Genomic DNA, 13,937 nt, shown 5'->3' on the forward strand with positions numbered 1-13,937 from the left:
GCGCCGCGCCCGCGGGCGTCGGCGCCCTCCTCGACGACCCCGCGACCGGCAGCGCCGTCCTCGCCCTCGCCGACGCCCTGGCCGAGGACGACCTCGACGCGCTCGTGCTCGGGCTGGGCGCCGGGGAGGAGGAGCAGGCCGGGGACGGTGGCGGGCCCGGCGACGCCGACCCGGACGACGTCGTCGACGCGGTCGCCGACGTCGTGCTCGGCTGGCTGGCCGACGACGCACCCGACGACGGCCCCGACGACGGTGGGGCGGGCCCGTGGCCCGTGGGCGTGGTGGCGGGCGCCCGCGCGTGGCTGCTCGACCTCCCGCTGCGCGACGACGGCGACGAGCTCGCGCCCGCGGCGTCGCTCGTGCTGCCGGGGTCCCCGGCGGAGGCGGCGCTCGACCCCGAGGAGGTCGCGCCGGTCGCCGCCGACCTGCTCGACCGCTGGCCGGTGGCCGTGCTGGCGGCGGCCGGCGTCACGGCGTCCGCCGGGCTCCTCGTGTGGGACGACGTCGACCTCGACGACCCGCCGGGGGCGCTGGCCGACGCCGCCCCGGAGTGGCTCGACCTCGTCCTCGACGCGCTCGACGGCGCGGGGGGTTGGGTCGCCGACGAGGTGGCCCTGGTGCGCGACCTCGACCTCGTGGTCCGCCCCGCTGACCTCCATGTCGACGCCGCCGACGTCGTCGTCGCCCTGCTCGCCGCGGCCCTGGGCGACCCTCGCGCGGGTCGGCGGCTGCACCCGCGGCTGCGTCTGCGCGGACCCGCGGGGGAGGCCCTCGAGGTGCCGTCCCCCACCGCCCTCGCCCTGGGGACCGCCCTCTCCGGCGACTCCTCGACCCCGAGGGGGACCGGTCCGACCGGTCCGACGGCGACGCCCGACGCCGACCCCGCCCTGCGGGCGCTGCTCCCGCCCGCCTCCGGGGCGGCCCGGGCGCTGCCGCCCGCCTGGGGCGCCGCCGCGGGCGTGGCGCGGGACTGGGGCGACCTCGGTGACCTGCGTGCCTGGGCCGCGGTGCTGGACCCGCCCGGTGACCCGGCGCTCGTCGACCTCCTCACCGCGTGGGCGGCCCTGGCGCAGCGGGTGCGCGAGGGAGCGCCGCCGGAGGGCGTGCCCGACCACCTCGAGCACCTCGCCGCGGTCGACGGCGGACGGGTCGTGCGCCGCCCCGCCGAGGACGTCGTCGTCGTCGACGACCCCCTCCGCGCGGCGCACCCGGCGTGCGGGCCGGCGCTCGTCGTCCCGCCCGGCGCGGCGGAGGCCGTCGCGGACGCCCTCGGGCTGGGGCTCGCGTCCGAGGAGCTGCCGGGCCGCGTCGACGGCGACGGGCGCGCGGTGCCGCTGCCCGACGACGTCCGCGCGCTCCTGCGGCTGGCCGGCGGGCCCGGCGTCGAGCGGGTGCGGCTCGTCCTGCACGACCGGCTCGTCGTCGACGGCGAGGAGGTCGACGCCTGGCTCGAGGACGCCGACGGCGCCGTCACCGCGCACGCCGTCGACGCCCGCGGCGCCGGGCGGGTCCTCGCCCTGGTGGCCGGCGCCTGGGGAGCGCGGTCCGCGCTCGCCGAGGCGCTGCTCGCTGCGGGCCTGCCCGCACCCGTGGGCTCGCCCGCACCCTGGGCGCTCCTCGTCGACGTGGCGCTGGACGGCCCCGGCGCCTGACGGCCCGCCGTCAGGGAGGACGAACCTGCGTGCGCGCAGCGTCAGCGCAGGTCAGCGAGTCGGCGCCGCCGCCGCTGCAGGGTTCGTCCTCCCCGTCGGCGGCCCATGGCGGGGCGTCAGCGCTCGTCGTCCTCGGCCGCGCGGGCGGCCTCGTGCGCCGGGCCGATCGAGGCGAGCAGGGGTGCCACCCACACGATCATCACCCCGACGCTCCCGAGGCCCAGGAGGTCCTCGTCGCGGCCCGTCGCCAGCCACACGGCACCGAGCAGCGCCAGCGCCGCGAGCGCCACGAGGGACCCCCCTCGCACGAGCGGCCAGGCGGCGCGGTGCGCCGCGACCCAGGCGGCCTCCGAGCGCATGGTCGTCCCCGTGCGGATGCCCACCCACGCGTTGCGCCCCCGCCGCTCGATCGCGTCGGGGCGCACGAGCCGCAGCACGAGCAGGATCGCCGCGGCGGTCACGGCGAGGACGAGCAGTCCGGCGACCAGGTCCACGGCGCCTCCTCGGTCGTCGGGCTGGTGGTCGGGGCGGCGACAGGGCCGGGGGCGCCGCCCAGCGACCTGCGCATCGGACCGCTGCTCGTCGCCGGCGGAGCGTCGCCGCAGGTCAGCGGCCTCGTCACCGCCGTGCGGCGGCGTCGCGCAGGTCGCTGTGCGGTCAGCCGGTCGTGTCGGCGACGAGCGGCTCGAGGACGACGCCGGGCAGCTCGCGCACGACGCCGTTCATGCGCCACACGTCGGTGAAGACGGCGAGGAGGTCGCCGTCGCGGCGCTCGAGCACCTCCGTGCCGCGCTGCTGGGTGAGCGCCTGCACGTGCTCGCGCGTCGTCCGCCGGGCGACGCTGTAGGACAGCGGCTCGGTCCGGATGGGGCAGCTGAAGTCGCCCGCCATCCGGTGGGAGGCCACCTCGAGCTGCAGCGGCCCGACGGCGGCGAGGACGGGCGCCTGCTCGCCCCGCAGGTCCGAGCGCAGCACCTGGACGACGCCCTCGGCGTCGAGCTCCGCGATCCCCTTGTGGAACTGCTTGCTCCGCGAGAGGTCCGCCGGCCGCGCGACGACGAAGTGCTCCGGCGCGAACGAGGGGATCGGCGGGTACTCCACCGCACCGCGCGCGTGCAGCGTGTCGCCCACCTCGATGCCGGCGGCGCCGACGAGCCCGACGACGTCGCCCGGCCAGCTCTCCTCGATGCTCGTGCGCGAGGCCCCCTGCAGGTGCTGGGCGTGCTTCGTCGTCAGCGTGCGGCCCGTGCGCGCGACCGTCAGCGGCGTCCCGCGCTCGAAGTGGCCCGAGCACACGCGCACGAGGGCCACCCGGTCGCGGTGCGCGCGGTCCGTGCCCGACTGGATCTTGAAGACCTGGCCGGAGAAGCCGGTGTCGAGCGCGCGCGGGGCGCCCGCGACGTCGGGCCGCGGGCCGGGCGCGGGCGCGTGCTCGAGCAGCGTCTCCAGCAGGTGGTCGACGCCGAAGTTCAGCACCGCCGCGGCGAAGAGCACCGGCGTCGTGCGCCCGGCGAGGAACCCCTCCTCGTCGTGGTCGCCGTTCTCGACGGCGAGCAGCTCGGCCTCCTCGACGGCGGTCGTCCACGTCTCGCCCTCGCGCTCGAGGGCCTGCTCCGGCGAGAGGTGCTCCTGCTCGGCGATGGTCGCCCCGCCCGGCGTGCGCGTGTAGCGCGTGTACCCGCCGGTGCGGCGGTCGACGACGCCGCGGAAGTCGCCCGCGACGCCGACCGGCCACGTCAGCGGCGTCGGCGTCATGCCCGTGACCTGCGCGACCTCGTCCATGAGCTCGAGCGCCTCGCGCCCCGGGCGGTCCCACTTGTTGATGACCGTGAGCACGGGAAGGCCCCGGTGCTTGCAGACGTCGAAGAGCTTGCGCGTCTGGCGCTCCATGCCCCGCGCGGCGTCGACGAGCATGATCGCGCAGTCGACCGCCGCGAGGACTCGGTAGGTGTCCTCCGAGAAGTCCGCGTGCCCCGGGGTGTCGACGAGGTTCAGCACGTGCCCGTGGTGGTCCAGCTGCAGGACCGCCGACGAGATCGAGATGCCGCGCTGCTGCTCCATCTCCTGCCAGTCCGAGACGACGCCCGCGCGCCCGGCCTTGCCCTTGACGTGCCCCGCGCGCGTCACCGCGCCCGTGTGCAGCGCCAGCGCCTCCGTCAGCGTCGACTTCCCGGCGTCCGGGTGGCTGATGACGGCGAAGGTCCGCCGCACCGCCGCGTGGCGGCTCGGCGCGTCGGGCGCGTCCGCGGGGATCGCGGCCTCGGGCTCGGCGAGGGCAGGGGCGCTGGTGCTCATCACTCGTCCTGTCGTGGGTGGTCGGCCCCATCCTCCCCGACGACGGCGCCCTCCTCGTCCGGGCGTCCTCGTCCGCCGCCTCGGTCGTCCGCCACGGCTGGGTCCGCGGGTGGTGGCGCGGGCGCTCGGGCACTGGCTCGGCTGGGTCCGCGGGTGGTGGCGCGGGCGCTCGGGCACTGGCTCGGCGCGCTGGTGCTGGGGCGCGCTGGGGTCGGGGCGCCGGCCTGACGTGCCTGCCGCGCCCGTGCCTCCACCCGCTCCGGGCGCGCGTCACCAGGCGCTCCTGGCGTGTGCCCGGCAGTGCGAGTCGGCTCCTCCGCCTGCCCGCCCCGCCGCCCGGTCGAGCCGCCGCCTGGCCCCTCAGCGCAGGAGCGGGCGGACCTGCTCGCCGGCCCAGGCGGCGAAGCCCGCGGGGTCGGGGTCGTCGGCCGTGGGCTGCAGCACGACGACGTCGGCGCCCGCGGCGCCGAGGCGGCGGACGGCGTCGGCGACCTGCTCGGCGGTCCCGGCGACGGCCACGTCCTCGGCGTCGGGGAGGTCCCACTCGGCGCGGCTGCGCGCCATCCGCTCGTGGGCGTCGGGGCCGGTCGCGGTGAGCAGGTAGGTGACGACCCGGTGGTGGTCCTCGCGGCCCGCGGCGGCGCGGCCGGCGTCGATGCGCTCGCGGGCGGCCCGCTGGCGCTCCGGGGTCGTGCCGGCGACGAGGACCGTGCCGTCGGCGGCGCGGCCGGAGAGCTCCAGCGTCTTCGCCCCCTCGGCGCCCGCGAGGACCCGCACGGGGCCGAGCGGCGGCCAGTCGAGGCGGACGCCGTCGAGCTGCACGTAGCGGCCCGACGTCGTCACCTCCTCGCCCGCGAGCAGGTGGCGCAGCGCGTCGAGGTGCTCCCCGAGGAGGGTCAGCGGGGAGGCGACCCTCGCGCCGACCTGCCCCATCCACGACTGCACGCCGTGGCCGACGACCATCTCGGCGCGGCCGGGGAAGGTGCGGTGCAGCACCGCCATCTCCATGGCGGCCAGCGCGACGTTGCGCAGCGGCACGGGCAGCAGGCCGACGCCGACGCGCACGCGCTCCGTCCAGGCGAGGGCCGCGGCCGCGGTGGAGACGCCCGCCTCCCGGAAGCAGTCCTCCCACAGCCACAGCTCGTCGAGCCCCGAGGCGTCGGCCGCCAGCGCCACCTCGCGCAGGCGCTCGGGCGGGAGCTGGGGCAGGAAGACGGCGCCGAGGTCGGTCACACGCCCACCCTAGGGACGGCGGGGCGGGCGCCGAGGGAGCCGCCGCGTCAGCCGCGCGGCTCGGGGGTGCGCGCAGGCTCGTCATCGGCGACGGCGGGCGAGGGGGCGGGCGGGGCGGTCGGGGACGGGCGCGCGGGGCCGGCGGTCACCTCGCGAGCGGCCGCACGTGCCTCGCGACGGGCGCGGCGGACCGCGGTGCGGTGCTTGATCTCGCGACGCTGCAGGTGCAGGAGGCCGACGAGCCCGAGGGCGAGGCCGGCGACGCAGCACCACACCCACCAGCCGCGGTCGTCGGCCAGCAGCGCCTCGCGCTGGACGAGCACGACGACGAGGGAGACCGCCCAGACCGCCGACCCGGCGAGCGCGGCGACCCGGTCGTCGGTCCGCGGCGCGGGCGGCGTCGGCCGCTCCTCCATGGGCAGGCGCGCGAACCTCACGGGGAGACGGTAGCGCCGGTGGGTGCGCCACCCGCAGGAGCCGGCGCCGCCCCGGGGGGCGCGGGAATGCCCGCCGTCCCGGATGTCGTTAGCCCGGGTAATGACCTACGCTCACGACGTGCCCCAGCAGCTCCGCACCCGTCCCGCCGAGCGCGCTCCCGCGGCCGACGGCGGGCCGGTGCGGCGCAGCGCCCCCGGCACCGGCCCCTCCGCCCTCGCGGCCGACCTGCGCGTCGCGCTCATGCGCTCGGTGCGCCGCATCCGCGCCGAGCGGACCGAGGACGCCCTCCCCGACAGCCAGTACTCCGTCCTCGCGCTCCTCGAGCGCATGGAGCCGACGACGCCCAGCGCGCTCGCCGAGGCCGAGCACGTGCAGCCGCCGTCGATGACGCGCTCGCTCGCCGCCCTCGTCGAGGCGGGCGTCGTCGCCCGCCGCCCGCACCCCGACGACCGCCGGCAGGTGCTCGTCGAGACGACGCCGGCCGGCCGCGAGCTCCTGCAGGCCACCCGGCGCCGCCGCGACCAGTGGCTGACCAAGCGGCTCGCCGGGCTCACCCCCCACGAGCGCGCCGTCCTCGCCGAGGCCGCGCAGATCCTGCGGCGGGTGGTCGCCCCATGAGCGCGACCTTCCGCTCGCTGCACATCCGCAACTACCGCATCTGGGCCGCGGGTGCCCTCGTCAGCAACGTCGGCACCTGGATGCAGCGCGTCGCCCAGGACTGGCTCGTCCTGCAGGTGCTCACCGCCGGTTCCGGCGTCGCCGTCGGCATCACGACGGGCCTCCAGTTCCTGCCGATGCTCCTGCTCGGCCCGTACGCGGGCGTCGTCGCCGACCGCTTCGACAAGCGCAAGCTCCTCATGTGGACCCAGGGCCTCTCGGGCCTGTGGGGCCTGGTGCTCGGGCTCCTCGTCGTCACCCAGCAGGCCGAGCTGTGGCACGTCTACGCGCTCGCGACCCTCCTCGGGCTGACGACGGCCTTCGACGCCCCCGCGCGGCAGACCTTCGTCGCGGCGCTCGTGCCGCCCGACCACCTCGGCAACGCCATCGGCCTCAACAGCGCCTCGTTCAACGGCGCCCGCCTCATCGGCCCCGGCGTCGCGGGCCTGCTCATCGCCGCCTTCGGCACCGGGCCGGTCTTCCTCATCAACGCCGTGTCCTTCGCGGCGACGGTCGTCGCCGTCGGGTGTCTGCGGACCTCTGAGCTGCACCCGTTCCCGGCGGCCCAGCGGGGGAAGGGGCAGGTGCGCGAGGGCCTGCGCTACGTGCGCCGACGGCCCGACGTCGTCGTCATCCTCGTCGTCATCGGCACCGTCGGGACGCTGGGGATGAACTACCAGCTGACGACGGGGCTGGTGGCGACGCAGGTGTTCGACAAGGGCGCCACGGAGTACGGCGTCCTCGGGTCGATCCTCGCCATCGGCTCGCTCTCGGGCGCTCTGCTCGCCGCCCGGCGGGACGTCCCGCGCCTGCGGCTCGTCTTCGGGGCCGCCGGCGCCTTCGGCGTCGCGTCGCTCGTGGCCGCGAGCATGCCGACCTACACGCTGTTCGCGATCTCGCTCATCCCGGTCGGTCTGTCCAGCCTCACGATGATGACGGCCGCCAACACGTACGTGCAGTCGACGACCGACCCGGCGATGCGCGGGCGGGTGATGGCGCTCTACATGATGATCTTCATGGGGGGCACGCCCCTCGGCTCGCCCCTCATCGGGGTCGTGGGTGACGTCTTCGGCGCCCGGTGGACGATCTACGTCGGCGGCGCCAGCGCGCTCGTCGCCGTCGCGGGCGCCGTCGTCTGGGTGCTGCGCCGCGACCGGCTGCGCATCCGGTACCGCCTGCACGAGCAGCCGCACCTGCAGGTGCTGCACCCCGACGAGGGGGCCGCGGCGCGCGACTCCCTCGACGCCGCCGGCGGCCGCGCGGCGCGCAGCGCCGCCTGAACCCGTCCTCCCCGGCGTGCGGCACGGGGACGGGCGGACGAGGGTGCCCGCATGACGACGACGACCGTCCCCGGCCCCGACGGCGACAGCGGCACGGGGATGCCGGCGTACGTGTCGACGCCCCCCGAGACGCGCCGAGACCCGGGCCCGTGGCCGGGCGTCGTCGTCGTGCACGACGCCTTCGGCATGTCCGACGACATGCGCGACCAGGCCGACTGGCTCGCCGCCGCCGGGTACGTCGCGATGCTGCCGGACCTCTACGCCAAGGACGGGCGCACCCGGGGCTGGGGGCGGGTGCCGTGCGTCGCGCGCACGCTGCAGCAGGTCAGCCGCGGCGAGGGGCCGGCCTTCGCGCGCATCGAGGCGGGGCGGGCCGCGCTCGCCGCGCGCGAGGACTGCACCGGCACCGTGGGCGTCATCGGGTTCTGCATGGGCGGCGGCTTCGCGCTCCTGCTCGCCGGGCGCCCGGGGTGGTCGGCGGCGTCGGTCAACTACGGGATGCTCCCGGACGACGACGCCGCCCTGGACCGCGTCGTCGAGGGCGCCTGCCCCGTCGTCGCGAGCTTCGGCGGCCGCGACAGGATGCTCGCCGGGGGAGCGGCGCGCCTCGAGGCCGCGCTCGACCGCGCGGGGGTCCCGCACGACGTCCGCGAGTACTCGGGCGCGCAGCACGGCTTCATCACGCGGACGGCGGACACCTCGCCGCTCGTGCCGCTCATGAGCCGTGTCATGGGCGTCTCGCACGACCACGAGGCCTCCGCCGACGCGCGGCGCCGCATCCTCGCCTTCTTCGACGTCCACCTGCGCGGCGACGCCGACCGGGCCGGGCTGGGCACCGGGACGTCGTCGTCGGAGGACGCGGCTGTCGCGCCCGGCGGACCGGGCACCGTCGACGCCGTGGCCGGGGTGGGCTCCGACGACGCGCCGCCCGCGGCGGGGGAGGCGCCCGTCGGCTGGATCGGTGCCGCTCGGCCGGGCACGACGCGCGTGGGCCGGGCCGCAGGGGACGCTCCCTCCGCCTGACCCCGCTTCCAGGGCCGCACGTCGTCGACAGATCGCCGGGATGACGGTGTCCCGATGGGCACGTCGTCGACAGATCGCCGTGAGGGCGGCGCTCTGCGCGGCACCTCGTCGACAGCTCGCCGGGCCAGGCGCCTGGGCGGGTCGCGGAGAGGGCGCGCCGGAGGGTCAGCGGCCGAGGAGCGGCCCCGCGGCGAGGGCGTCGACGAGCCAGGGCCAGACGAGGAAGACGGTCGGCAGCACGAGCACGGCGACCGCGAGGGACAGGACGCCGGCGCGCAGGCGCGACGACGTCGGCGCGGCCCCGCGCAGGCGCTCGAGCCGCCGCTCCCGGTCGGCGGCCTCCCCGGCGGGCGGGCCGTCGCTCGCGGTCGTCGCGAGGTCGCCCGTGGACGTCATCGTCGCGAGCGCCCCGCGCAGGGGCTCGGCGCCGCAGCGGGCGCGCGCGACGTCGTCCGCCGCCATCTCGAGCAGCAGGTGGACGGCGTCGAGCGCGGTGCGGCTGCGCAGCGGCGCGGGGACGGCGCGGTGGACGGCCGTGAAGGACTCGAGGACGAGGTCGTGCCGGGCGCGCAGGTGCGCCTGCTCGTGCGCGAGGACGGCGCGGACCTGGTCGCGGCTCAGGGCGTCGAGCGCGGCCCCGCTGACGACGACGCGCGGCGAGCGGCCCGGCAGGCAGTAGGCGAGCGGCAGGGGTCCGTCGAGGACGCGCAGGGGCGCGGCGCCCGGGGTCTCGAGGTCGGCGTGCTGCTCGGCGCGGTCGAGGAGGTCGACGAGCTGGGCGTGCCGCGCCCGTCGCCGCCGCGAGCGCACCATGACGCCGGCCAGCGAGACGAGCAGGCGCGCCGTGATGAGCGCGGCCACGAGGAGCGCTCCCACGAGCGCCCAGGCCTCGACGTCCGGGCCGGTGTCGAGCGCGCGGACGAGCTCCTCGGGGCCGACGAGCACGACGCCGACCGCCGACAGGACCGAGGCCAGGGTCACGGCCTGCCACAGCAGGACGGACGCGCGCGGCACCCTCGCCGTCCACCGGGCGCGCGCCAGGGCCTCGGGGACGAGCAGGGACAGCGCGAGGCCGAGGGCGCCCAGCGCGATCGACGTCACGCGCGCGCGGCCGGGCTCAGGCGGGGCGGGAGGCCTCGAGGGCCGCGCGCAGCGCGGCGGCCCCCTCGGGCCCGACCCGGCCGACGAAGTGCACGAGCGCGGCGTCGCGCGCGGCGTCGTCGGGCGCGGCCCCGAGCGCGTCGAGCATGAGCGCCGCCGTCATCTCCTCGCGGGTCTGCACGGGGGCGTAGCGGTACGCGCGGTCGGCGCGCTCCTGGCGGACGACGCCCTTCTTCGCCAGCCGGTCGAGCACCGTCATCACGGTCGTGTAGGCGAGGGAGCGTCCGGCGCTGAGGCTCTCGTGCACCTGGCGCACCGTCATCGGCTCGCGCGCGCCCCACAGCTGCGCCATGACCTCGCGCTCGAGGTCCCCCAGTCCCGTCCCGGCCATCGGGCGAGCGTACCGCCGCCACCAGGCTGACGACGACCGCTCGTCGTACGTCGCACCCCGTACGCAAGCCGACGTACGACGACGCGTAGTATCTACGGCGAGCGTCGTAGAAGGCGCTCGGGACTCCCTCGACGGGCAGGACGGACCGGCCATGGCGCTCGACGTGCTCGACATCACGCGGCTGCAGTTCGCGGTGGTGACGATCTACCACTACCTGTTCGTGCCGCTCTCGATCACGCTCGCCGCGGTGACCGCCGGGCTGCACACGGCCTGGCACCGGACCGGGCGCGAGCGGTACCGCCGCCTCACGCTGCTCGTCGGCAAGCTGCTCCTCGTCACCTTCGCGGTCGGCGTCGTCACCGGTCTCGTGCAGGAGTTCCAGTTCGGCCTGGGCTGGAGCGACTTCGCCCGCGCCTACGGCGACGTCTTCGGGCCCACGCTGGCGATCGAGGGGATGCTCGCCTTCTTCCTCGAGGCGACCTTCCTCGGTCTCTGGTACTTCGGCTGGGACCGCCTGCCGCGGCGCCTGCACCTCGCGACGATCTGGGTCGTCGCCGTCGGGACGCTCATCTCGGCGTTCGTCATCCTCGCGGCCAACGCCTTCATGCAGAACCCGGTGGCCTACACCTGGGACGCCGAGCGCGGCCGGGCCCGCCTCGAGTCCTTCCTGGGCCTCATGACCAACCCCGTGAACCTCGCGGCGTTCCCGCACACCATCGCGGGCGCGGCCATGCTCGGCGGCGCCCTCCTCCTGGCGATCGGCGCCTGGCGCCGCTGGGTGCACGTGCCGACGGCCTCGGGCCTCGGGGAGCCGGGCGAGCCCGAGGGCGGCGACGACCACGAGCAGCGGCTCGCCTTCGGCACCCTCGCCCGGGTCGGCGCCTGGCTCACCCTCGCGGGCGGCGCCCTCACGGCGCTGACGGGCGACGTCCTCGGCAAGGTCATGACGCAGGTGCAGCCCATGAAGATGGCGGCCGCCGAGGCCCTCTACACGACGACGGCCGGCGCCCCCTTCTCGATCTTCGCCATCGGCCGGCCGGGCGGCGGCGAGCCGTTCTTCAGCCTCGACGTCCCGTACCTGCTGTCGGTCCTCGCCGTCGGCGACCCGACGGCGACCGTCCAGGGCATCGACGACCTGCAGGCCCAGTACGCCGCCCAGTTCGGACCGGGGGAGTACGCGCCCGTCGTGTGGATGGCCTACTGGTCCTTCCGCGCCATGATCGGCATCGGGATGGCCGCCGCGGCGATCGCCGCCGCCTACCTCTGGGCGACCCGCCGCGGGCACGAGCTGCCTGTGGAGAACCGCTGGGTGCGCCGCGCGCTGCGCCTCCTGCCGGTGCTGCCCCTGCTGCCCGCCGCCGCCGGCACCTTCGGGTGGGTCTTCACCGAGACGGCCCGCCAGCCGTGGCTCGCCTTCGGGCTCACCCGCACCGAGGACGGCCTCTCGCCGGGCCTCACCGCCGGCGAGGCGCTCGCCGCGCTCGCCGCCTTCACGGTCGTCTACGGCGTCATCGCCGTCGTGTGGACCCGCCTCGTGCTCCACATCACGCGGCAGGACCTCGACACGGGCGCCCTCTCCGGCGGCGAGCGGGACGACGACGCCGACGGCGACGCCGGTGACGAGCCGCCCGCCGACGGCGAGGGCACGCCCGGTGGGCGCCGCAGCCGCGACGACGACCTCGCGCCCAGCTACTGACCCGCCTTCTCGCCCTTCCCTCCCGAGCTCCGGAGACCGCCGTGGACCTCGTCACCGTCTGGTTCGCCCTCGTCGTGCTGTGCTGGGTGCTCTTCTTCGTCCTCGAGGGCTTCGACTTCGGCGTCGGTGCGCTCGCCCCCCTGCTGGGCCGGGACGACCACGAGCGCTCGGCAGCCGTCCGCACCATCGGCCCGTTCTGGGACGGCAACGAGGTGTGGCTCGTCGCGGCCGTCGGCGTCACCTTCGCCGCCTTCCCCGACTGGTACGCGGCGCTCATGTCCGGGCTCTTCCTGCCCTTCGTGCTCGTCCTGCTCCTGCTGGCGGGCCGCGGCGTCGCGCTGGAGTTCCGCGGCAAGCACTCCGGCGCGGCCTGGCGCCGGCGGTGCGACGCCTGGCTCGCCGCGACGTCGCTCGGGGTCGTCGCCCTCTTCGGCGCGCTCCTCACCGTCCTCGCCCGGGGCCTCGCGCTCGGGGCGGACGGCGAGGTGGCGGCGGCGGACGGCCTCGGGGCGGGCTTCGCCCGGACCCTCGCGCCGCTCGCCTCGTGGGAGGCGCTGGCCGGGGCGGTCGTCGCCGTCGGTGCGGCGCTGCTCCTCGGCGCCACCTTCCTCGGGCTGCGGACGACGGGGCCGCTCCGGGTGCGGGCGCGGCGCACGGCGGTCGTCGTCGCGGGCGTCGGCGCGGGTGCGCTGGCCGTCGTCGCCCTGGTGACGGCGCTGGTCGGCACCGGGCCGGCCGTCCTCGAGACCGGCGCCGCCGCGGTGCTCGCCGTCGTCGCGCTGCTCGTGGCCCGGCGCCGCGAGGCCGCCGCCTTCGCGGGCACGGCCGTCGTCGTCGCCGCCGGCGTCGTCGCGGCGCTGACGGCGGGGATCGCCGACGGCGTGGTCCTCGCCAGCACGCTCGACCCGGGGTACTCGCTGACCCTCGCCTCGGCGTCGGCCACGGACTCGGCGCTGCGGCTCATCAGCTGGGCCGGGGTGCTCGTCCTGCCGGGAGTCGTGGCCTACCAGGCCTTCTCGTACTGGGTGCTCCGTCAGCGGGTCGCCAGCGAGCGGGTGTCGACGTGAGCGGCGGCGCTGATCGCTCCGGCGGACCTGCGGTCCGCCGCCGTCGCGGCCCGGTCGACCCGCGGCTGCTGCGGCAGGCGCCGGGCGCCCGTCCGTGGGTGGCGGCCGTCGTCGTCGCGTCGGCGCTGCAGGCCGTCGTCACCGTGGCCCTCGCCGGCGTCCTCGCCGGGCTCGTCACCGCGCTCGTCGCCCTGGCGGACCCGGGGCGAGCGGGGGAGCGACCCGCCCTGGGCGTCGACGGCTGGCTCGCCCTGCTCGCCGCCGGGCTCCTGCTGCGGGCGGTGCTCTCGTGGGCCGAGCGCGTGCTGACGACGCGGACCGGCGCCGTGGCCGTCGACGAGGTCCGGCGCGCCGCCCTCGCGGCGGTGCTGCGGCGCGGGCCCGCGTGGGTGGCGCAGCACGGCCCCTCGCGGCTCGGGGCGCTGCTCACCGGCGGCGTCGACGCGCTGCGGCCGTGGTTCGACGGCTACCTGCCCTCGCTCGTCGTCGCGGCCGTCGTGCCGCCGCTCGTCGTCCTCGCGATGCTGCTCGTCGACCCGGCGTCCGCGCTCGTCGTGCTCGTGACCCTGCCGCTCGTCCCGGTGTTCGCCGCCCTCGTCGGGTGGGCGACGGCCGAGCGCGCGCAGCAGCGGTGGGAGGCGACGCAGCGCCTGGCCGGGCACTTCCTCGACGTCGTCCAGGGGCTGCCGACGCTGCGGCTCTTCGGCCGGGCGCAGCGCCAGGTCGACGTCGTCGCGGACATGACGCGCCGGCAGGCCGCCGAGACGACGCGGGTGCTGCGCCTCGCCTTCCTGTCCTCGACGGCGCTCGACCTCGTCGGGACGCTGTCCGTCGGCCTCGTCGCCGTAGAGGCGGGCCTGCGGGTCGCGGCCGGCTCGATGGACCTCCTGCCCGCCCTCCTCGTCATCCTGCTGGCGCCGGAGGCCTACCGGCCGATGCGCGAGGTGGGCGCCCGCTTCCACGCCGCCGCCGACGCGACCGCCGTCGTCGACGAGGTGGACGCGGTGCTGACGGGTGACGACGGCGGTGCCGCCCCGGTCGCGCCGGCCGCCGTCGGCGCGCCGTCGGTCGCCGCCGCGGGCGTGCGCGTGCGCCACCCAGGCG

The 13,937-nt window shown here is 77.4% G+C and carries 12 protein-coding genes and 1 pseudogene; 7 read left to right on the plus strand and 6 right to left on the minus strand.

Annotated elements, in window-relative coordinates; all coding sequences use genetic code 11:
* A pseudogene (locus HLB09_RS05670) lies at positions 1-1,652 on the plus strand (hypothetical protein); the annotation flags it as partial.
* A 116-nt stretch (positions 1,653-1,768) separates the two neighbouring features.
* Here the strand turns inward: HLB09_RS05670 and HLB09_RS05675 are convergent.
* The 4 genes from HLB09_RS05675 to HLB09_RS05690 form a co-directional block, all read right to left on the minus strand.
* A complete protein-coding gene (locus HLB09_RS05675) occupies positions 1,769-2,146 on the minus strand; it encodes an SdpI family protein (protein ID WP_171202436.1) in 378 nt (125 codons plus the stop codon).
* 163 nt (positions 2,147-2,309) lie between these two features.
* A complete protein-coding gene (locus tag HLB09_RS05680; protein ID WP_171202437.1) occupies positions 2,310-3,947 on the minus strand; it encodes a peptide chain release factor 3 in 1,638 nt (545 codons plus the stop codon).
* Between the two features lie 360 nt (positions 3,948-4,307).
* On the minus strand, positions 4,308-5,180 hold the full coding sequence (locus HLB09_RS05685; RefSeq protein WP_171202438.1) for an LLM class flavin-dependent oxidoreductase: 873 nt from the start codon (positions 5,178-5,180) through the stop codon (positions 4,308-4,310).
* Between the two features lie 47 nt (positions 5,181-5,227).
* Positions 5,228-5,617, minus strand: a complete 390-nt coding sequence (locus HLB09_RS05690; RefSeq protein ID WP_212770607.1) for a DUF2530 domain-containing protein — start codon at positions 5,615-5,617, stop codon at positions 5,228-5,230.
* A gap of 118 nt (positions 5,618-5,735) precedes the next feature.
* On the opposite strand from HLB09_RS05690, the gene HLB09_RS18340 reads away from it, so the two are divergent.
* Genes HLB09_RS18340 through HLB09_RS05705 form a run of 3 tightly spaced genes read left to right on the plus strand, consistent with a single transcriptional unit; the run spans position 5,736 to position 8,578 of the window.
* Positions 5,736-6,236: a MarR family winged helix-turn-helix transcriptional regulator gene (locus HLB09_RS18340; protein ID WP_212770608.1), complete on the plus strand. Its 501-nt coding sequence runs from the start codon at positions 5,736-5,738 to the stop codon at positions 6,234-6,236.
* On the plus strand, positions 6,233-7,555 hold the full coding sequence (locus tag HLB09_RS05700) for an MFS transporter (protein WP_171202440.1): 1,323 nt from the start codon (positions 6,233-6,235) through the stop codon (positions 7,553-7,555). The genes HLB09_RS18340 and HLB09_RS05700 overlap by 4 nt, the downstream gene beginning before the upstream one ends.
* Before the next feature lie 51 nt (positions 7,556-7,606).
* Positions 7,607-8,578, plus strand: a complete 972-nt coding sequence (locus tag HLB09_RS05705; protein ID WP_171202441.1) for a dienelactone hydrolase family protein — start codon at positions 7,607-7,609, stop codon at positions 8,576-8,578.
* A 165-nt stretch (positions 8,579-8,743) separates the two neighbouring features.
* On the opposite strand, the gene HLB09_RS05710 is transcribed toward HLB09_RS05705, so the two are convergent.
* Complete coding sequence (locus HLB09_RS05710) at positions 8,744-9,679, minus strand: M56 family metallopeptidase (RefSeq protein ID WP_171202442.1); 936 nt, start codon at positions 9,677-9,679, stop codon at positions 8,744-8,746.
* Positions 9,680-9,695: 16 nt separating this feature from the next.
* Complete coding sequence (locus HLB09_RS05715) at positions 9,696-10,070, minus strand: BlaI/MecI/CopY family transcriptional regulator (protein WP_171202443.1); 375 nt, start codon at positions 10,068-10,070, stop codon at positions 9,696-9,698.
* A 151-nt stretch (positions 10,071-10,221) separates the two neighbouring features.
* On the opposite strand from HLB09_RS05715, the gene HLB09_RS05720 reads away from it, so the two are divergent.
* From HLB09_RS05720 to HLB09_RS05730, 3 genes are all read left to right on the plus strand, one after another.
* Complete coding sequence (locus HLB09_RS05720; RefSeq protein WP_171202444.1) at positions 10,222-11,766, plus strand: cytochrome ubiquinol oxidase subunit I; 1,545 nt, start codon at positions 10,222-10,224, stop codon at positions 11,764-11,766.
* Positions 11,767-11,807: 41 nt separating this feature from the next.
* Positions 11,808-12,833, plus strand: coding sequence for a cytochrome d ubiquinol oxidase subunit II (gene cydB, locus HLB09_RS05725; protein ID WP_171202445.1), 1,026 nt, complete (start codon positions 11,808-11,810; stop codon positions 12,831-12,833).
* A 98-nt stretch (positions 12,834-12,931) separates the two neighbouring features.
* Positions 12,932-13,937 (plus strand): ABC transporter transmembrane domain-containing protein (locus HLB09_RS05730; protein ID WP_212770609.1); only part of this gene is annotated, 1,006 nt, incomplete at its 3' end.

This window comes from Pseudokineococcus marinus, assembly GCF_013004605.1.
Lineage (GTDB): Bacteria > Actinomycetota > Actinomycetes > Actinomycetales > Quadrisphaeraceae > Pseudokineococcus > Pseudokineococcus marinus.